Source organism: Neobacillus sp. FSL H8-0543, assembly GCF_038592905.1.
Lineage (GTDB): Bacteria > Bacillota > Bacilli > Bacillales > Cytobacillaceae > Neobacillus.
Map to the genome: position 1 here is coordinate 1,136,272 of NZ_CP151943.1, position 20,127 is coordinate 1,156,398.

Genomic DNA, 20,127 nt, shown 5'->3' on the forward strand with positions numbered 1-20,127 from the left:
ATAAATAACTTGATATATGGTGTAAGGCATTGAAAAAATGCTGTTTTTCACATAAATTAAGTGTATTTATCAACTTTTTTTATTTGTTAAAATTTATAAATACCTTTACATCAAGCACTTTTATGTTTCAAAAGAAATTAATTAAACATTAACATTACAACTCTTGAGCTTTCTTTTTAAAAATAGTTTCATCAAAGAAATTTTTATCCCTTCAATTCCTCCTCATAAAGCACCCAAGCCATCTTTTTAACTATTAATCTTTTAATCTCATTTAACCTTGTCCTAGAAATGCCAACATGCCGAGCAACCATATTCATGCGAACACCATCTAAAATACATTCAAGAACAGTACGCTCTTTATCATCTGTAATTTGATTGGCTGCATGATTTATTCTTTCCATCTTTTGTTCTAATTTCTTTAGCCTTTGCCATTGTCTATCGAACCGTTGCTCAGAAATTGACATAGATGAAAGCTTTAGACCTTGTCCCTGTGGCATGCCTGCTTCATCACCGTATATTGCCGTTAATCTACTTGAAGGTCCAAATGTCTTAATCGCCTCGTTCAAATCCTTTTTAAGGCGTTCAATCTCTCGAAACATCCAGTGATAACTGTGTAAATCTTCTTCCGTTTTTTGAACAATTTCGATGGCCGGTTCTAAATCAGTAAAGGCTAGTTGTCCTTCATCATCTTTAAAAGAATCAGTAGTTTGTCGGGTCCATTGTTCACAGGAAGCAATTTCTCCGATACTCTTATTATGAATGCGGCATATGCTCTTTTCCCCCCACAGACTACCTGGACAATTGATACATACTGTTTCGAATAGTTCAGCATTAGGCATCGATCGATTTTGTTTCAACACGGACACCTCCTATTTTAAATGATCTTCATAATTACTTATTTAGCTGATTTGACTATTTTCTCTTTCAAACTCGATGTTATCGCAAAGCATATCGATTCGAGGAAACTCTGTTTTTTCTAATTGCTCAATGCAGCCTTCTTCAATTTGATTAATACAATAAACGTGTCCAAGTAATCTTGAAGCTATAACTTCATTTCTAATTGACTGATCTTCCAGTAAGGTATTGGTAACGGATAACAACATTTCTTTAAGAGTTACAACTAACTGCCAGTGTGAAAAGCTTTTTACTGATATTTCTTCAGGTATTGTGACAGAAAGGAAATCTTCTGTTAATTGACATAACAAACGATGATCTTTTATTGTATTTTCACGAAAATCTCCTTCTAAAGCATTAACATTCTTTACAGTTTTCAATATATCCCATGCTATTAATTCACGAGGAGTTACATGATCCGTAACTAAGATTTTTACCAAATTTAAAATATTACTTTTGACCTCGGATATTTGCTGCCATGTTTTCAAGTTCATGTCTCATTCTCCTCCTACAATATTAGTTTATTATTTAAAATCTCTTAATCTATAATCTTTACCGAACATCTTTACAACAAAGGTATCTTCCATCATTCTGGAGAAATTGCGGCCGCCTAATCTCTGTTGCAATTCCACTACATCATAATTTGTTGTATAAATGGTGTGTTTCCCAATCCTGTTATCAATGATCTCAAAGATCTTGCTAGTAGCCCACGTCTGCTCGTTAAGGTCATTAGATGGTTTAGATTGTTCAGAACCAATGTCATCCAAGACTAGTAAAGAAACTCGACTCAACTGATTAATGATCTCGTTTTCCGTCTCTTTACTGCCGTAATTGTAGGTGGACCGCAATTTTGTTAAAAGTTTTGGTGTTGAAATAAATAATGCAGACATATACTCTTTATGCATAACTTCTTTGGCGATGGATACAGCCAGATGACTTTTCCCAGTTCCGTAATTTCCGATTAATAATAGATTACGAGACTTGTCCAAATCGAAAGTACAAACGTATCGTTTGCAGACAGCTTTAGCCTTTGTTAATTGTTCAGTTGTAGGCTGATATGATTCAAAACTAGCTTGCTTCAATTTATCGTTAACCAATGATTCGCGATTAAAACTTTTTAGATGTTCCTTTAATAGTTCTTTTTTATGTTCTTGTTGGTATTCTAATTCTTGTTCTTTCTCATAACATTTATTGCAATGTTCTAATTTAATATCGCGTTCTCTACCAGCAATTCCAGCTTTAATATGAGATTCATACTCATTTCCACATTTACAAATAGATGTTTCTAATACTTGCCTTTTAAAAATCAGGTTCTCGCTCTTTATCGAAGTCATATCCTTTGTAAATTGATTCGCTGCTTCCATTTTGTTTCACTTCCTTTTGGTTAAGATAAGATTCGAATTTTGTGCCGAACAATGTTTCTGGTCTCAGGTATTTGCACATTTCTTTACTGTTAATCCATTCAGCAGTTTTTTTGTTAATAACGGTTTTAAAATCTTCAAGAGCAAAGCCTTCGTTCCAACGTGCTGTAATTAGATCTTTAGTTTTTTTAGTAGAAGCTTTATAGCTTGTTTTTGCATGATCATTTAAATAAGCAATAATCTCGGAAAAAGGGATACTATATTTCTCTTCTTTACTTTTCTTTACTTTACTTTCCTTTACTTTACTTTGGGGATTACTGTTATCATTTTCTTCATTAATATCAACATTAACTCTGACATTGTCATTGTTAATATAGACGATTCTTATTTTACTGGTACCTAGATGGCTATTTGGGTCCACCAGAAGATAATCTTTATTTAGAACAATCTCTTTTCGCCGTCCGATTGCTTCAAGATAACGTTTTTGAATCCCCAAAGAAGTTAGTATACTGTACTTAGAATATGTTTCTTTGTTAAACAATTCCCACTCTAAACAGTGATTAACGATTGCATTTAATAAGTTAATGTCAACATTAATTCTTCTTGAGAAAAGTAATTGTTCTTTTTCTGTCCACTCATAGAAATAACTATTCTTGTAAATCTTCATTAGCAATTTAATCACTACTGCGAACCCTTCTAGCCCATACTTAGCCTCAATCAATGCAATCTTATCGTCCTGGTCAATATCAACATCAAGAGGAAAGTAATCAAGGCCTTCCTTCTTAGGTCTTGCCATGTTACACACCCACTATCCAACCGTTTTTAATTGGTTAACTAACATTCTTAACATCACATGAGCATCTTCTTCTTCTAACAGATCCCCTATATACATTTTGTAATCTTGGCCAGCCATTCCATAGGTACAGACAATGTGTAATTCTTCTTTTTCTGCTATATACAAAACTCCGACATTTGCAATCTGTTTCAGCGTAAAATAATCTCTTACCAAATTAATAATCATATTGATTTTCAAATACTCGAAATTAACTACCATAAAGAACTCTCCTTTATTAATTTCATTTACAACAAGGAGGACGAAAATCATCCCCCTTACCTAAATTGCCGAAAACGATCTCTGATGGTACAATGACCTTGAAATATGTTTAAAAAGTTATTTATCTGCAGCTGGTGTTCGAGCACTGGCTGCCTTTTTCTGTTCACCCCCCTCTCCTACTTCATCCATGGAATCGGATTCCCAGTTGAAAATTTTATGGACAGCTTCGTCTCTTGATAAATTACCAGTTGCATAATCAAAAGCGAATGCCAAATACTTATCGGCTGCAAACACTCCGCGTTCCTCTTTTGGCATGCCGCAAAATATCTTAATCGCATTAAAAATCTCGTTTTCTAAAGAACTAATCGTTTTAAAATCAGCCCCACCTGTCGGAAATAGGTTTGCTGTGTGAAAAGCAATTTTTAACATCTCAAGTAGTTGGCTAATAACAATTTTCTTAACTTCATCTTGAAGCATTCGATACACCTCTTCTCAAAATATTTTGCACAATTATTCTAGCCGCCTCTTCTGAACATCCATGTGCCAATGCAACGAGCTTAAGCGCGTCAACTGATTTATTATTTTTGGACATTGAATCCACTCCTTTCAATCCATTCATTTAAATCATTTTTTAGTTCTAATATCAGATCGCGTTGTTCACTGCTACATCCAATGGAACTGGCTACAACTGACAAGTAACCAGCAATTGCTTCCGGAAGTGTTTTAAATGATTCTATTTTAGGGACCCTCAACTGATTACCTTCTCGCTTAAGCGTTTCTAGGAACTCTTCTTTTTGTATGTTGGATCGTTCAATGTTCCTCTTGTTCAATTTCTTGGTATCGCCTTTGTAAGGTCGAAATTTAAATGATCCTCTTCCCGTTTCAAGGTTGTAATCGCAAGTCTTGCTAATAATAGCATTATTTCCTTTTGGAGTAGAATAAACGTTGTTTCCCGTAGAGGAATGCCCTAAAAACTCAATCTCAGAATGCTTACAGTTATAAAAACTAGCTAAAAGCTCCCAATCAAAATAAAATCCTTTTTTAACAATGTTTGTATCATAGGACATTATTGAATTTCTCATTTTTATAACCTCCCTTCAATTTCTATAACAATCTTCAACCTAGCGCCTGTCCGCACCTTAATTTTTTACCATTCGTCCATGATTTCTTTTACTACCGATAGGCTTTCTTCAAACGGCCAAAAACGTTTGCCTTTTTCCTTTCTTCTCTCCAGCAGTTTCATTCTTGGATCGCGCAATATTTCATTTTCCAAAAATGATTTACTCATGCACGTTCTTTTAGACATTAGGTCAATATCCCAGAAAATAAATGATTGATGTAGAATTTGATTAACCCTTTCGTTGATGTATGATTTTATTTGTTCTTGGTCAAGATCGATATTTACTTTAGCGAGTGACATGTTAGGTCACCATCCTCTCGCTTAATTAAGTTGCTATACGCAACATAGTTACAAAAAAAATATGTTACAAGCTTTGTTTCGTCAATCATTAAAAGGTTGGCTAGTTCCATTACTTCGTTTAAATGCATTGGCCTCTTATTGTTTATCTTTTGGCTTACTGTCGGCAATGATAAACCTAACTTTTTTGCTACATCTTTTTGATTAAGGCCCAATTCCACCAGTCGACTTTTAACTTTTAATGTGTTAATCATTTTTTCAACCCCCCCTCTTTTTATTGCATTATGCAACTAACCTCATCATACAACCATATATTTTATATGTCAATAACAATACGCAACTTTATTTAAATAATTTTTAACGATAAGTTGCACGACGCAAATCAAGGAAGTATAATAACACTAAAGGAGGGGTGAAATGAACATAGAATTAATAGGAAGCAGAATAAAAGAACGTAGATTGGAATTAGGGATTACTTTACAAGAAGTCGCAGAAGCAATAGATGTTAATAAATCAACCATTCAAAGATACGAAAATGGAAAAATAAAAGATATTAAAACACCCATAATTGAATCTATAGCATCATTTTTAAATGTTAATCCGTTATGGTTGCTAGGGAAAGCAGAAAATAAAACCCATAGTGAAGAATACGAATTATCAACCCACCTAATGAATTTACACTTTAAGTCGATTGTAAAATGGAGTGAAGATCAATTTTTCACCGAAAAAGACACCGTTATTATTCGAGAACATTTTTGGGATTTGTTACTTCGTTATAAACAAATCATCGAGGGATTCGCTAATGCAAAACATGCGTGGGAACACTCAAAAGAAACCTACAGACAGTTATATATAGACAGATTAACCGATAAAGAAATAAAGGAATTATTTTTAAAAAATGAGTTAGAGTACAAATTAGATTCTGCATCTGATTGGATAAAAGCTTTTCCTCAATGGATAACTGAAAAAGAAGAGAATTAAAGGAGGTGATGCCAACCATTTTCAATCCCCCTAAAAGCGTCTGTCCGCGCCACGAAAGGGAAGATACTAATGGAAATGCACAAGTCGAAAAAGGATAACGATCTATATTACTACTCTAATTCAAAAGGCGAAAAAATGTGGTCCTATCGGTACCGGTACTATGATGCTTTAGGTAAACGAAGAGAGAAATCGAAGCAAGGATTTAAAACGGAGAAGGATGCCTATAGAGCACTCCTTGAAGTGAAGGCCAATGTTCTAAATGGAGAAGTCAAACAAGTAGAGAACTCAAATCTAACTATATCAGCATGGTTAGATATTTGGTATGAGACACATAAAGGTGATTGGAAGATCACTACCCAGCTTCAGAGGGAGAATGCGCTTAAATACCAAATGAAGCCACTTCTTGGTAAATATAAATTAGCTGAATTAGATAAGACCACTTATAAACGAGTGTATATAAATGAGCTCATGAAAAAATACGAGCCAAGTACTGTTCGCTTGTTCCATCGGTTGTTTAAAGTCGCCATAAACGCAGCTGTAGATAATGAAATTATACCCAGGAATCGATTCACCAAAATCACCATTCAAGGTAACGAAGCGATAAATGATAATTTCCTTACTCCTGAGGAACTTGAAGTTTTTCTGAAAGCAGCCAAGCAAATAGAGAATATCACTAATTATTCGATGATCTTGCTGCTAGCCTTTACAGGTGTTAGAAAAGGTGAAGCGCTGGGTTTAACGTGGGAAAATGTAGATTTTGACCGTAAAACAGTGACCGTGGAACGTACTAGAGATAAAAGAGGAGCCCGGGAGCCAAAAACGAAAAACAGCTACCGGACTATTCGTGTTGATGATATACTCCTACATCAACTAAAAATATACCGCACTTGGTGCAAACAGACAATGCTGTCATTTGGTAAACACCTATCAGATGATGATTATATCTTTATCTCGTATCAGTCCGGGACTCCTACGGGGGATAACACAGTAAAATACAGTTTCGACCGTATCATCAAAAAAATAGGAATAAAATCAATTACTCCACATGGCCTACGGCATACTCATGCGACGATATTAATTGGTCAAAAACAACCTGTTAATATGATTGCAGAACGATTAGGAAATACACCGCAAATGATTTGGGATACTTATGGCCATACCTATAAAGCACTTGAAGAAGAATCGGTTATCGCATTTTCTCAAGCGCTACATTTATAATTTGGGGGAGGTTTTGGGGGAGGTTTTTAAAGTACACCCTCTAGACCCCATAAATACTAGGGTTTTTCAGACCGTTGAACATTACTCACGTTAATTTCATTGCTCTGCAAAGAGTCGTAAAAAGCCCCGAAACCTTGATAATACAAGGTTCGGGGCTTTTTTCTATTTAATTGAGTACATTATTTATGATCTATTGATAAAAAGGCTGCATGTGACAATGCCAGCCTAACTATTTTGTTCTCGCTTATTGTTATGGAATAAAGTATATTACAAAAGCCACCCGATGCGTTACTTTTTCCTCACACTTATTATTTTTGATACTTATTTAACTTGGAAGTAATAGACACTGGCTTTCTTTCCTGTTTTATAAGTTTTAAGTTGGATGCCCAACGGATACCAGACTCGTAATTTTGGGTATGTTCTTTCTTCACAAGTTCCTGTAATCGTTCTTTGTTTTTTTCTAGGGATTCTTCAAGAGAAAGCATCCGACGAGTTGGGAACGATAGTCCAGCAAGAATGGTTGTGATCGTAGAGTCAGATTCAGAAATATAGGTTCCTTCGAATAATTGTAACGGTTCCCCCACCCTTTCAAAGATGGAAGGTACATTAATCAGCTTTGAAATGTTCTCTGGACCTTCATAGATAAGCCCAGCCCGGATTACGCCTTGTGATTCAACAGGACAGAAAATCGAGTTCGCCCAAGAAATTTGTACCTTCTTTGAGACATCCGAAGTTGTATTCGCGTCCGTAATCGCAGCAGAAGAGATGATCGTTACGCCTCTTGTTCCAAGGATATTCATTAGATCTGTTTCGTCGAAGTTACCATAGAATGAACTCTTTTTTGTTATTTTCACGAGAAAACTAATGGCCTCTATGGCTTGATGATTAGCCGAAACGTAAATCTCATGTTTACTGGATTGTGGTTTCATTTTACGCATTTGATCATTATCGACAAGGAATACTGAAGAAATGCCTTCTATATTGGAGAGTTCTTCAATGCACTCAGCCGTATTGATACGGTTTCCTGCTAATACATTTCGCTCAGGGATAATCGCAATCGCCCCTACTTTGATACCAGGCAACTGATCGACTAACAGATCAATTAACATTGGACTCATCCCAGACCCTGTGCCACCATCGGTTGAAAAAGCCACTAAAAGAAGCTTGATGCTTTTAAAGGAACTGCTGACAAAATCAATAATCTCCTTATAGTTTTCTTGAAGCCCCCGTAATCCTAAGGAACGATCTTGACCTGCACCATTATACCCTGGGACAAAAAACTTTTTTTCTACCCGGGTGTTTACAACACCATCACGTTGATTCGTATTAATTAGAGCCGTTTGAAAATTCAGGGCTGATGCAATTTCCGCAATATTCCCACCTGCTTGACCTACGCCCAAGATTCCAATCGATTTCACCAAACACTCCCCCTTATAAGCTAAAAGCTGATCCTAGTTGAAAATTTAGGAGAAATTTTAAACCAAATCATTGATAAGGAAAATTAATCCTTATACCATTTTTACTATTTAGATGGGTAGATTATGACCAAAATCGGCTCCTGCCCTTTATATTAACCATATCTATTTTCATTGGCAGTGCTGGCCGAGACTATTGACCTAATCTTGAAAGCGTTGTTCTTCTACCTTTCATTTTACAATCTTTGATAAAATGCTTAGAATGGTCGATACGGAATACTAAACTTAGTTTAATAGTTAAAAGGAGTTTATTAAATGATTAATGTATTATTTGTCTGTTTGGGAAACATTTGCCGTTCACCAATGGCTGAGGGAGTGTTTCGTGATTTACTGAAAAAAGAAAATTTGTCTAGCAAAGTTAGCGTTGATTCAGCTGCTACAAGTTCTTGGCATATTGGTTCTCCTCCGCATAAAGGAACGCTTGCAATTTTTAAAAAATATAACATTTCAGCAGACGGTCTTGTCGGACGTCAATTAACAAAAGAAGACTTTGAACAGTTCGACTATATCTTTGGGATGGATGAGAGCAATGTAAAGAACATATTCGAGATAACAGGCAAACCTCAGCACCCAAATATCATTCGTCTGCTCGATTTAACAGAACATAAAAAAGATGTCCCTGATCCGTATTACACAGGAGATTTTGAAGAAACCTATCAGCTGATTTCAGATGGCTGTCGAGAATTGCTCGAAAAAATTCGTAACGAACAAAACTTAACCTAAATAATCCATAGCATTATTTCCTATCTTTTCATAATTCACATAGTAAATCACAGGGTATGAAATAATTATTGGAGGGTGTGTGAATTTTTTGTGATTTAGTACGTGGATTATGTTGCGATAACAGAGATTGTTGGATTTAATTTTAATGGGTAACTTTCACGGGAACGTAGACTCCTTCAGGATTAGTGGGGCTGAGGAGACCCCTTAGATGGAATGCTCCCCGCAACGCATCTAAATGAGGTTAACTTGGTTTTTTTGAAACATAAGAAGTCTTATCCTAAATTGAGTAACCAGTGATATTTAAAATAGGCGAAGATTTTTCGGTTAGACTGCAGAATAGAGCTCGGTTCGGGGTATATAAGCGGAGATTTTCCGATTAAGCAAAGCAAAAATACCCATTTTCACGTTTTTCGAGTCAATAGTCGGAATTTTTCCGTTTATTTAAGCTATTTTCAGTGCTATTTCCTAATTAAGAGAAATTTCTCCGCTTATTTATCAAACTCGCTTTTGCATCTAATGAGCTTGTACAACTTACGGGTGGTTTCGTGATAAAAAGAAAATATTAAAAAGGCATAGAGGTATCTCCATCTCTAAGCCTTTTTGACTATGAAATATACTGTGAAGGATGCTGTGAAGTTTATGTGATTTGCTATTTGATTTCGTCTGCGATTTACCGTTTTGCACCTCTTAAGTAAACATCATACCAATGCTATGGCCGGGGTTTTATTAACGTTTTTTCATCCACTTAATCGTTCGTGAATAGCAAAACACTAATACTACATAAATTAGTACAACTACCGCTGCGGTCCAGAGCCTTTCACTTAACGCACCGTCCGCGTACACAACTGGACCAAGCCCAAAGAACGTAACTAGTAAAAAGAGAATGATAAAAACCGCATGAGCTAAAAACTTCAAAATCCCACCTCCAAAAATGCTTCTTATATTATATGACACATTTCCTTCATTCGAGTTACAAAACTGGATTATCTAAATGATTGAAAAAAACCGGCCACATGAGTCCCACAAGGCCGGCTATAACAAATGAATTAGTATTTAATTAATGTGTACTTCTTTTTACCTCTTCTAATGATCGTAAATTGGCCGTCAATCCGGTCTGAATCCTCTAAAGTATAGGATGTATCTGTTACTCGTTCGCCGTTAACTAAAATTGCGCCATTCGCAATGTCTTCACGAGCTTGACGTTTGGATGAAGAAATCTTAGCAGTAACGAGCAAATCAACAAGATTGCTTTCACTCTCATTCCCAGCCTCAAAGGAAGGCACATCTTTAAAGCCCTGTTTAATTTCAGCAGCAGAAAGACTCCTTACATCCCCGCTGAATAATGCATGGGAAATCTTAATTGCCTGCTGTAATGAATCCTCCCCATGAATGAGGCGAGTCATTTCTTCAGCTAATACCTTTTGTGCTTGGCGAAGATGCGGTTCATCCTCAACTGATTTCGCCAATTTTTCAATTTCCTCATGTGAAAGGAAAGTAAAGAATTTTAGGTATTTAACAACATCGGCATCCGCAGTGTTAATCCAGAATTGGTAAAATTCATAAGGTGTTGTCTTTTCAGGATCTAACCATATCGCGCCGCTTTCGGATTTGCCGAATTTAGTACCGTCAGCCTTGGTGACAAGCGGAATTGTTAAACCAAATGCTTTCGAACCTTCAGGCTGCATTTTACGAATTAATTCCAATCCAGAGGTGATATTCCCCCACTGATCACTTCCACCAATTTGTAATTTACAATTGTGGTGCTGGTATAAGTGATTGAAATCCATTGCTTGAAGAATGGTATAAGTAAATTCAGTAAAAGAAATCCCTGAATCTAAGCGAGAGGCAATCGTATCCTTCGCAAGCATGTAGTTAACACCAATATGTTTACCGATATCACGTAAAAATGAAACAATGTCCATCGATCCTGCCCAGTCATAGTTATTTACCATAACTGCGCCATTATCACCCGAAAATGTAAAGATATTCTCTAACTGCTTTTTAATACCTGACACGTTGTCCTGAACTGTTTCCAGTGTTAAAAGCTTTCGTTCCTCACTTTTACCGCTTGGATCACCGATCAGCCCAGTCGCCCCTCCTACTAATACAATCGGACGATGACCATGCTTCTGAAAGCGGCGGAGTGTTAAAAAAGGGAGTAAATGACCGATGTGCATGCTGTCTGCTGTTGGGTCAACACCACAATAAAGTGAAATACTTTCTTTATTTAGTACATTTTTCATTCCTTCTTCATCTGTTTGCTGGTAAATAATTCCTCTCCAAGCTAAATCCTGTAACAATTCCATTTCATAACCTCCATTTATCAGTAGAAAATAAAAAAACGCCCCTGCAATAATTGCAGGGACGCATATATGCGCGGTACCACCCAGCTTGAGGAATAACTTCCTCCTACTCGAAAAAATAACGGTTTTTGACCGTTCTTTCGTTGCTTCTAGAGTCACGAAAGAAAGCTCCAGGATGTAATTCATTCTTCTATATGTATCAGCTCTCACCCACCGCTGACTCTCTAAAAACAGGGATAGAAGAATTACAGTTGATTCCCTTCAAAGCACTTATTATTTATTTTAAACTTATAGTTTTTTTATCATAATTTAGACCAACTGTCAAATTAAAACTGGAAAAATCAGAAAATGTAGAAGTTTGTCATACTACCTACCATCTATATGCTATAATATATGTGATTTTAGAAGAGGTGATTCTATGAATGATAAACTGCAGGCGTGGATGGAAAAATTGAAATCTGCTACTAATTTGTTTACCCATAAAGGAACAGTAAAAAGTGCCCGAATAACCTATCAAGTTTTTTGGAATCTTTTTCTCTTACTTATGACAGTCGTCATTCTTGGGGGAGCTTTTGCAACTGGTGTTGGCGCAGGCTATTTTGCCTCACTAGTTAAGGACGAGCCAGTCCGTTCATACGACAGTATGAAAAAAGATATTTATAATTATACAGAAACATCGGACTTATACTTTTCTAAGGATGTTTATCTTGGCAAGCTTCGTACCGATCTTGAACGCGAGGAAGTTAAGCTGGATCAAGTTTCAGATCACTTGGTTAAGGCAGTAATTGCAACGGAGGACGAATACTTCTATGAACATAAAGGAGTCGTACCGAAAGCTGTCTTTCGGGCAATGTTCCAGGAAGTAACGAATTCAGCCGTTCAATCGGGCGGAAGTACTTTAACACAGCAATTAATTAAGAACCAGATTTTAACAAATGAAGTTTCTTTTTCCAGGAAGGCAAATGAAATATTACTAGCACTTCGTCTAGAGAAATTTTTCTCTAAAAAAGAAATACTTGAAGCGTATTTAAACGTTTCAACCTTTGGAAGAAATTCTTCAGGAAGAAATATCGGCGGTGTTCAAGCGGCTGCAACGGGTATTTTTGGGACAAATGCACAAGATTTGAGCTTGCCGCAAGCTGCTTTTATAGCCGGATTACCACAAAGCCCCTTTGGATACACACCTTTCACTAGGGAGGGTGCAATAAAGAATAATCTTGAACCCGGGCTTACTCGAATGAAAACCGTTCTTAAAAGAATGTATGATGGTGGTTATATTGACCAAAAGCAGTATGCCGAAGCTTCATCATATGACATTACAAAGGACTTTATCGGTCCTAAGGACAATCCAACTGAAAAATATCCCTATCTTACAGTTGAAATTGAACAGAGGGCAATTGAAGTTCTTACCAAAGTATTAGCTAAAAATGATGGGTATAGTGAAAAGGATATAAAGAATGATGATAATCTTCTTTATAAATACAAAACATTAGCTAGCCAAAATTTACGACAAAATGGCTACGAAATTCATACAACCATTAACAAAGATATCTATGATGCCATGCAGAATGCTAAGGATAAATATGCTTCTTATGGTCCTGATAAACCAGAGCAAACAGTGGACCCAGAAACAGGGGAAAAAATTACGGTTATGGAACCTGTCGAAGTTGGAGCCATGTTAATTGAAAATAAGACAGGAAAAATCATCAGCTTTGTAGGCGGAAGAGATCATAAAAAACAGCAGCTTAATCATGCAACGAATGCAATCCGTCAAAATGGGTCAACAATGAAGCCGCTGCTTGTTTACGCTCCTGCGATTGACTTAGGCGTTGCTTCTCCAGGATCAGTCATGCCGGACGTAGCATTAAGACTGGCGCCAGGCTTAAATAGGCCATGGCCGCTTAACTACAGCCTAACATACAATGGATTGGTTTCCATGAGATATGCCCTTACATGGTCATATAACGTTCCAGCTGTTAAGTTATATAAGGATATCTTAAGTTATCGACCAGCAGAATATCTTGAAAAAATGGGCTTTACCTCGCTTACAAAAGGCGATTTCGAGCAGCTCGCCACTTCTATCGGCTCAATGGACAATGGGGTAACAGTCGAAGAAAACACGAATGCTTTTACAACCTTTGCCAATGGCGGGAAATTTATTGATGCTTATTTAATTGATAAGATTGTTGATAAGAATGGTGAGGTTGTCTATCAGCATAAAGTAGAACCTGTTGATGTATTTAAACCTCAGACAGCCTTTTTAACGCTCGATATGATGCGGGATGTCATGACCAAGGGGACTGCCGCTGGTGTAAATAGTCAATTAAAATTCAGGTCGGATTGGGCAGCAAAAACAGGTACTGGGGTTGATTTTTATGACTCGTGGTTTGTAGGCACAAATCCTTCTGTCACTTTTGGATTATGGATGGGCTACGATACCCCGAAATCATTAGATAAAAACTCCTATACACGAAGAACAAACAACTTAACAGCATTATTAATTAATGCTGCCTATGATATCGATCCGGAATTAGTCGATCCAAAAGAAAATTTCGAAATGCCAACAGGAATTGTGAAGCGTTCCTACTGTGCTGTGTCAGGACTACTCCCTTCAGCAGCGTGTTCGAATGCAGGCTTAGTTGAGAGTGATTACTTTAATGCCGAAGATGTACCAACAAAGGTAGATGACAGCTTAATTGCAGGTAACTTTGTCCAAATTGGTGATAAAAAGTATTTGGCTTTGGATTCTACTCCAGCTGAATTTTCCCAACGAGGACTTATCCTTAATCCGGAATTTATTGAACGGATGGTCGGAAAGAACTTTAATAATGCAAGTCAGTTGATACCTAAAAGAGCACGTTGGGCAAATATTCTCGTTCCTGATGCCAAAATGGTTGATAACGGAAAGCGTCCTGATAGTGTCATGTTAATAGCTTCAGGAAATAATTTAACTTGGGGCCCTTCTAATGACAAAGATGTTATTGGATACAGAGTTTATAAGGGCTCATCTAGGACAGCAAGTATTAAAAGTGGTTCCAAACTCACTTTGACTGCTACTGATGGCAGTTATTATGTAACCGCCGTAGATATTGCCGGAAACGAATCGGCACCATCTAATCGGATTGATATTGGAAATGTAGCTGAACCAGAAAATGTCACTGAATCTGAGTAAACATATAAAAGAGGAGCTTGGAAAATCCAAGCTCCTCTTATTTCTTTAACTTTTATATAGTTTAAAGTGATTCACTTTTTTTGTGATTTCTGATCGGATAAAGCGCTTTTTCTAGTGTTAGTAAATTTTTTTCTGTTATCTCTGCTTTTCTAGGAATTGGTGTAAACAAATTCTCCGGATCGTCCCATTCTTGCGGCAAAGCTACAGGCGCCTCCTTTTGCCAATATTCAACCCATTCCTTCGGTAAACTTCCATAACAGTTTGAGTTTTCAGTCATTTCAAACCAAATAAGTGACCATGCTCTTGGAACCACTCTCCAAATGTCATATCCTCCACCGCCAACAGCAATCCATTTACCGCCGCAATATTGGTGGGCAATTTCGTGGGCAAGCTTTGGTATTTCCCGATAGATTTTCATCGTTGCTGATAAATGTGTAAGTGGATCATAATAGTGAGAATCTGCCCCATTTTGTGTCAAAATGATATCAGGCTTAAAAAACTCAGCTACTTCCTTAAGCGAGTTAGAATAGGCATGCAACCATGATTCGTCTTCTGTAAATGCATCAACCGGGATATTAAAAGAATAACCATAGCCCTTGCCCTGGCCCCTCTCAGTCACATTTCCCGTTCCAGGAAACAAATATCTTCCTGTTTCATGAATCGAAAGAGTACAGACATTTGGATCATCATAAAAGGACCATTGAACACCATCTCCATGGTGGGCATCAGTATCAACATAGAGAACACGTGCATTGTATTTTTCCTGGAGATATTTAATAGCTACTGAGCTATCATTATAAATACAAAATCCCGATGCTTTCCCGCGAAAACCATGATGCAGCCCGCCTCCAAGGTGAAGTGCATGGAGTGCTCGTCCCGACATAACTTCATCAACTGCAGTTAATGTTCCGCCAACCAATAAAGAGCTTGCTTCATGCATGTTAGGAAAAATGGGGGTATCCTCTGTACCGATTCCGTAGCTTTCCGCAACTTCAGCTTGAAGCTGACCATATCCAGCCATCCTAACTGCATCAATATAACTGGGATCATGTATAAGACTTAGTTCTTCATCCGTAGCCATTCTTGGCGGTACCAAATTTTTACTATTTAAAGCATTTAGTTTTTGTAACAAATCTACTGTAAGCTTAAGCCGGAATTGATTAAAGGGGTGCTGACTGCTAAATTTATATTTCAGAAGATCCTCTGAATATATAAAGGAACAATGATCCGTCATTGGGAAACACCTGGCATATTCGGCCATAAGACATGATGGCCAGCTTGTTTAAGGTCTTGAATCAATGCAATAGGATTCATTGTTTGTACTCTAATGACAAGAATTTTAAATTGACTATCCTTTTTATCCGGGTATACTAGCACACTTAAAATATTGGCTTTCCGTTTTTTTATAATACTAGTAATGTCACTCAGCTTGCCCGCAAGATTTGGAACCCTTACCTCAATTTGTGAGCCAGGCTGATGGGCACCAGTCAACTCTACCAATGTCATTAACATATCTGTTTCAGTAACAATTCCGACCAGTTTCTGGTCATTTGTAATTGGAATACAACCGATTTTGTGTTCATAAAATACGGCTGCAATTTCTTCGACAAAATCCAATGGATGTCCTGTGATGACATCTTTTTTCATTATTGTTTCGACAGGTTTCTGTAAATCCTCAAGATGATCATTCGCACGAAAAATAGATGGTGCAGCATCTCTAATATCCGATAATGTCACAATTCCGACAAGTTGATTATCATTATTAATAACAGGTATGTGTCGGATATTTTTTGTTTCCATTACGTTCATAGCATCTGCAATCGAATCTGTTGGTGTTAGAGTTATGACCTCTGTCTTCATAATTTCTTCTACAATCATTAGATAACCCCCTCAATTTCCCAGTAAATCTCAGGTGCAAATTATATTAGTACATAAACCGGTTCATAAACCGAAGTCGGTCAAATCTTTGCACTGTTTCCATATCTACTCGCTTACCTATCCTTGCCATAAGACAGTTTGCTGGGTGGGAACATATTTCGGGATCATCGGTTGCATACCATTCAAGTCCGCCTGCATTCATCATTTTTTCCATGATTTTTCGATATTCCCAAACATTTAACCCAGTCCCCTTCAAATCCCAATGCCAATAATACTCTGTTGTAATAATAAGATAATCATCCATTGCCTCATCCATCATTGATACAATCAACAGGTTTTTTCCAGCGCCACATCCTCTAAACTGCGGAATCACTTCGATTGCACCCAACTCTATTAAATTATCCATCCTATCTTCAGACCATCGTTCGAGCGGATCCGGAAAAAGATAGGTAACATAGCCAACAATGGTATCGCGATGTCTAGCAATAATGATTCTTCCTTCTTCTAAATTGGCAATCCCTATTAGTGCCTGATGCTGTTGTGCCGGAGGTCGAAAGGCTGTCAGATGTTCATGGAATGAATAACTTGCTAGTTTATCTGAAGAAACGGGGCCCTCAATAATTAAGTCCCCATGCTGAGTTTTTAATTCATTTGCATTGTATGTCTTTTTGTGTGCCATTCCTTCACCACCCTGTAAATCATTCACGTATCAATTCTATTATACATAAATATTTATGAAATTTTGCTTCTTCACGAAATTTTCTGTTTTATTAAATAACACTTTACTATATGCTAGTGGATATAAAATTATTTTAAAATTGAGAATAGTTACTATTTATACTATAATTATCTCATATTAGCCAAGAGGGGGAAATTGAATGAGAGCGGAAACACTGCCAGTTATGCAAGGGGAGCATAATTTAGCAAATTATGAAGAAACGTACAAAAATTTTGATTGGAAAGAAACTGAAAAGGAATTCACATGGCATGAAACAGGCCTAGTTAATATGGCATATGAAGCCATTGATCGCCATGCCAAAACCTATCGGAAAAATAAAGTTGCACTTTATTATCGGGATAACTCAAGAAATGAAAAATATACCTTTAAAGAAATGAAAGAGCTTTCAAACCAAGCAGGGAATGTCTTAAAAACCTACGGTGATGTAGAAAAAGGTGATCGTGTTTTCATTTTTATGCCTAGGTCTCCTGAACTTTATTTTACTGTTCTAGGCGCGGTCAAGCTTGGCGCGATAGTTGGCCCATTATTTGAAGCCTTCATGGAAGGTGCAGTTAAGGATCGTTTAGAAAATAGCGGTGCCAAGGTACTCGTTACGACACCTGAATTATTAGAACGGGTGCCGGTTAATGAACTACCTGAATTAAAACACGTATTCCTCGTTGGCTCAGATGTCCAAGAACAAGGTCCGTATATCGACTTTTTGAAAAGATTCCAAGAGGCTAGTAAAGAGCTGCAAATTGAATGGGTTGACCGAACAGACGGACTCATCCTTCACTATACTTCAGGATCAACGGGCAAGCCAAAAGGGGTTTTGCATGTTCATAATGCAATGATTCAACAGTACCAGACAGCTAAATGGGTTTTGGACTTAAAAGAGGATGATGTTTACTGGTGTACTGCGGACCCTGGGTGGGTTACAGGGACATCATACGGTATTTTTGGTCCATGGTTAACGGGGACTTCCAACGTTATTATTGGGGGCCGTTTTAGCCCTGACAATTGGTATAGTATGATTGAAGACTTCGGCGTTACTGTTTGGTACAGTGCCCCAACAGCATTTAGGATGTTAATGGGTGCTGGAGACGAGCTTGTAAAAAAATATAATCTAAGCAGTCTTCGTCATGTATTAAGTGTAGGCGAGCCTCTAAACCCTGAAGTAGTAAAATGGGGTGCAAAGGTATTTAACCGCAGAATTCATGACAACTGGTGGATGACAGAAACAGGTGCACAGTTAATTAGTAATTATCCATGCATGGTGATTAAACCTGGTTCAATGGGGAAACCAATTCCAGGCGTTGAAGCAGCGATTATCGATGATCAAGGTCAGGAGCTGCCTCCGTACCGAATGGGTAATCTTGCAATTAAAAGAGGTTGGCCTTCAATGATGCATACCATTTGGAAAAACCCTGAAAAGTATGAATCATACTTTATGCCAAGCGGCTGGTATTTTTCAGGCGATTCTGCTTATATGGATGAAGATGGCTATTTCTGGTTCCAGGGACGCGTGGATGATGTTATCATGACCTCTGGTGAGCGTGTAGGGCCATTTGAAGTAGAAAGTAAGCTTGTGGAACATCCTGCTATTGCTGAGGCGGGGGTAATTGGAAAACCTGACCCAGTACGCGGAGAAATCATCAAAGCCTTTATTTCACTAAGAGATGGATATGTGGCAACAGATGAACTTAAAGAAGAAATTAGAGTTTTTGTAAAGAAGGGACTTTCGGCCCACGCTGCACCAAGAGAAATTGATTTCCGTGATAAGCTGCCAAAAACAAGAAGCGGAAAAATTATGAGACGCGTCTTAAAAGCTTGGGAACTCAACTTACCTGCAGGTGACCTTTCAACCATGGAGGATTAACAACTAAAAAAAGCCGTAACTAAAAATATTGTTACGGCTTTTTGATTAAATTACTTTGTAGATTGACGGTGTTCGATACGGTGTGGAAGAACGACAATTTGCTCGTCTACTTCTTCTTTATTCATTAATTTTGTAAGTAAGCGCATGGACACAGCACCAAGATCGTATAAAGGCTGAACAATGGTTGTCAATTGAGGACGAACCATGAGCGAAAGCCTAGTGTTGTCAGATGTGATTACCTCAAAATCCTCTGGAATACTATATCCTTTATCCTCGGCACCATGAACAACACCCAGCGCCATTTCATCAGACCCCACTAGGATAGCTGTGGGCTTATAAGAGGCTTCTAATAATTTATCAAAGGCTTCTAATCCAGAATCATAGGTATAGTCGCCTTCTATTACTAGTTCCTCATTAAAAGGTATATTTGCTTCTTGTAAAGCAGTTTTGTACCCTTTTAAGCTCTTTTCAGCATTTTTTGGTTCATGAAGCGGTCCAACGACAAAAGCAATATGTTGATGACCTCTTTCAATAAATTCTTTAATTGCCTCATATGCTGCCTGTTGATAATCAATATTCACCGAGGGAATTGTTTCCGATGCTTCAATTGAGCCTGCAAGAACAATCGGAACTGGTGATTTTTCAAATTCGGACACAAGCTCATCAGTAATATTGCCACCCATAAATACAAGACCATCCACTTGTTTCCCTAACATTGTATTCAACAAGCGTAATTCTTTATCATGATTCTGGTCAGAGTTGCTCAATATTATATTGTATTTGTACATTGTAGCAATATCTTCAATTCCACGAGCTAATTCCGCAAAAAAGATATTAGAAATATCAGGAATAATGACCCCAACAGTTGTAGTCTTTTTACTTGCTAATCCTCTTGCAACAGCATTCGGACGATAGCCTAATCTTTCAATAACTTCTAAAACCTTTTTTCGTGTCACCGGTTTCACATTTGGATTTCCATTCACGACACGCGAAACAGTTGCCATTGACACATTGGCCTCACGGGCAACATCATAAATTGTTATATTCACGTTTT

At 37.4% G+C, this 20,127-nt stretch carries 22 protein-coding genes and 1 other annotated feature; of the genes, 5 read left to right on the top strand and 17 right to left on the bottom strand.

Translation table 11 applies throughout. From position 1 onward, the window contains the following. Positions 1-203 precede the first annotated feature (203 nt). The 10 genes from NSS81_RS06010 to NSS81_RS06055 form a co-directional block, all read right to left on the bottom strand. Positions 204-857 (bottom strand): hypothetical protein, encoded by a 654-nt coding sequence (locus NSS81_RS06010; RefSeq protein WP_342432630.1) that lies wholly within the window; start codon positions 855-857, stop codon positions 204-206. 42 nt (positions 858-899) lie between these two features. Continuing rightward, positions 900-1,388, bottom strand: a complete 489-nt coding sequence (locus tag NSS81_RS06015) for a hypothetical protein (RefSeq protein ID WP_342432631.1) — start codon at positions 1,386-1,388, stop codon at positions 900-902. Between the two features lie 30 nt (positions 1,389-1,418). Beyond that, complete coding sequence (locus NSS81_RS06020) at positions 1,419-2,258, bottom strand: ATP-binding protein (protein WP_342432632.1); 840 nt, start codon at positions 2,256-2,258, stop codon at positions 1,419-1,421. Further along, positions 2,194-3,051 (bottom strand): conserved phage C-terminal domain-containing protein, encoded by an 858-nt coding sequence (locus tag NSS81_RS06025; protein WP_342432633.1) that lies wholly within the window; start codon positions 3,049-3,051, stop codon positions 2,194-2,196. The genes NSS81_RS06020 and NSS81_RS06025 overlap by 65 nt, the downstream gene beginning before the upstream one ends. A gap of 12 nt (positions 3,052-3,063) precedes the next feature. Continuing rightward, entirely contained in the window at positions 3,064-3,309 is a 246-nt protein-coding gene (locus NSS81_RS06030) for a hypothetical protein (RefSeq protein WP_342432634.1), read from the bottom strand. Positions 3,310-3,426: 117 nt separating this feature from the next. Continuing rightward, positions 3,427-3,786 carry a hypothetical protein gene (locus tag NSS81_RS06035; protein ID WP_342432635.1) on the bottom strand — a complete coding sequence of 120 codons (360 nt, stop codon included), beginning with the start codon at positions 3,784-3,786 and terminating at the stop codon, positions 3,427-3,429. Then, a complete protein-coding gene (locus NSS81_RS06040; protein WP_342432636.1) occupies positions 3,773-3,901 on the bottom strand; it encodes a hypothetical protein in 129 nt (42 codons plus the stop codon). Before NSS81_RS06040 ends, NSS81_RS06035 begins: the two co-directional genes overlap by 14 nt. After that, complete coding sequence (locus tag NSS81_RS06045) at positions 3,888-4,391, bottom strand: hypothetical protein (protein WP_342432637.1); 504 nt, start codon at positions 4,389-4,391, stop codon at positions 3,888-3,890. The genes NSS81_RS06040 and NSS81_RS06045 overlap by 14 nt, the downstream gene beginning before the upstream one ends. 65 nt (positions 4,392-4,456) lie before the next feature. Then, positions 4,457-4,729, bottom strand: coding sequence for a hypothetical protein (locus NSS81_RS06050; RefSeq protein ID WP_342432638.1), 273 nt, complete (start codon positions 4,727-4,729; stop codon positions 4,457-4,459). Beyond that, a complete protein-coding gene (locus NSS81_RS06055; protein ID WP_342432639.1) occupies positions 4,711-4,980 on the bottom strand; it encodes a helix-turn-helix transcriptional regulator in 270 nt (89 codons plus the stop codon). Before NSS81_RS06055 ends, NSS81_RS06050 begins: the two co-directional genes overlap by 19 nt. 163 nt (positions 4,981-5,143) lie before the next feature. On the opposite strand from NSS81_RS06055, the gene NSS81_RS06060 reads away from it, so the two are divergent. Together NSS81_RS06060 and NSS81_RS06065 are read left to right on the top strand one after the other, a co-directional pair. Beyond that, entirely contained in the window at positions 5,144-5,707 is a 564-nt protein-coding gene (locus NSS81_RS06060; RefSeq protein WP_342432640.1) for a helix-turn-helix domain-containing protein, read from the top strand. A gap of 69 nt (positions 5,708-5,776) precedes the next feature. Beyond that, positions 5,777-6,925: a tyrosine-type recombinase/integrase gene (locus NSS81_RS06065; RefSeq protein ID WP_342432641.1), complete on the top strand. Its 1,149-nt coding sequence runs from the start codon at positions 5,777-5,779 to the stop codon at positions 6,923-6,925. 308 nt (positions 6,926-7,233) lie between these two features. On the opposite strand, the gene NSS81_RS06070 is transcribed toward NSS81_RS06065, so the two are convergent. Then, positions 7,234-8,343 (bottom strand): cell division protein FtsZ, encoded by a 1,110-nt coding sequence (locus tag NSS81_RS06070; protein WP_342432642.1) that lies wholly within the window; start codon positions 8,341-8,343, stop codon positions 7,234-7,236. A gap of 312 nt (positions 8,344-8,655) precedes the next feature. Here NSS81_RS06070 and NSS81_RS06075 point away from each other — a divergent pair, with 312 nt between their 5' ends. Further along, entirely contained in the window at positions 8,656-9,123 is a 468-nt protein-coding gene (locus tag NSS81_RS06075) for a low molecular weight protein-tyrosine-phosphatase (RefSeq protein ID WP_342432643.1), read from the top strand. Positions 9,124-9,849: 726 nt separating this feature from the next. Here the strand turns inward: NSS81_RS06075 and NSS81_RS06080 are convergent. Beyond that, positions 9,850-10,038, bottom strand: a complete 189-nt coding sequence (locus tag NSS81_RS06080) for a hypothetical protein (protein WP_342432644.1) — start codon at positions 10,036-10,038, stop codon at positions 9,850-9,852. 131 nt (positions 10,039-10,169) lie between these two features. After that, positions 10,170-11,429 carry a tyrosine--tRNA ligase gene (tyrS, locus tag NSS81_RS06085; protein ID WP_342432645.1) on the bottom strand — a complete coding sequence of 420 codons (1,260 nt, stop codon included), beginning with the start codon at positions 11,427-11,429 and terminating at the stop codon, positions 10,170-10,172. Positions 11,430-11,480: 51 nt separating this feature from the next. Then, positions 11,481-11,700, bottom strand: a binding site (T-box leader). 144 nt (positions 11,701-11,844) lie between these two features. Between tyrS and NSS81_RS06090 the strand changes: the two genes are divergently transcribed. Next, the gene (locus tag NSS81_RS06090; protein ID WP_342432646.1) at positions 11,845-14,598 is read left to right on the top strand and encodes a transglycosylase domain-containing protein; all 2,754 of its coding nucleotides are present in this window, start codon (positions 11,845-11,847) and stop codon (positions 14,596-14,598) included. A 61-nt stretch (positions 14,599-14,659) separates the two neighbouring features. Here NSS81_RS06090 and NSS81_RS06095 read toward each other — a convergent pair whose 3' ends face one another. The 3 genes from NSS81_RS06095 to NSS81_RS06105 are packed head-to-tail and all read right to left on the bottom strand — an operon-like array spanning position 14,660 to position 17,155. After that, positions 14,660-15,832: an acetoin utilization protein AcuC gene (locus NSS81_RS06095; protein WP_342432647.1), complete on the bottom strand. Its 1,173-nt coding sequence runs from the start codon at positions 15,830-15,832 to the stop codon at positions 14,660-14,662. Further along, positions 15,829-16,476, bottom strand: a complete 648-nt coding sequence (locus NSS81_RS06100) for an acetoin utilization AcuB family protein (RefSeq protein WP_342432648.1) — start codon at positions 16,474-16,476, stop codon at positions 15,829-15,831. The genes NSS81_RS06095 and NSS81_RS06100 overlap by 4 nt, the downstream gene beginning before the upstream one ends. A 46-nt stretch (positions 16,477-16,522) precedes the next feature. Next, on the bottom strand, positions 16,523-17,155 hold the full coding sequence (locus NSS81_RS06105) for a GNAT family N-acetyltransferase (protein WP_342432649.1): 633 nt from the start codon (positions 17,153-17,155) through the stop codon (positions 16,523-16,525). Between the two features lie 199 nt (positions 17,156-17,354). Between NSS81_RS06105 and acsA the strand changes: the two genes are divergently transcribed. Further along, complete coding sequence (acsA, locus tag NSS81_RS06110; RefSeq protein WP_342432650.1) at positions 17,355-19,073, top strand: acetate--CoA ligase; 1,719 nt, start codon at positions 17,355-17,357, stop codon at positions 19,071-19,073. Positions 19,074-19,123: 50 nt separating this feature from the next. Here acsA and ccpA read toward each other — a convergent pair whose 3' ends face one another. Next, positions 19,124-20,122, bottom strand: a complete 999-nt coding sequence (gene ccpA, locus NSS81_RS06115; protein WP_342432651.1) for a catabolite control protein A — start codon at positions 20,120-20,122, stop codon at positions 19,124-19,126. Positions 20,123-20,127 lie beyond the last annotated feature (5 nt).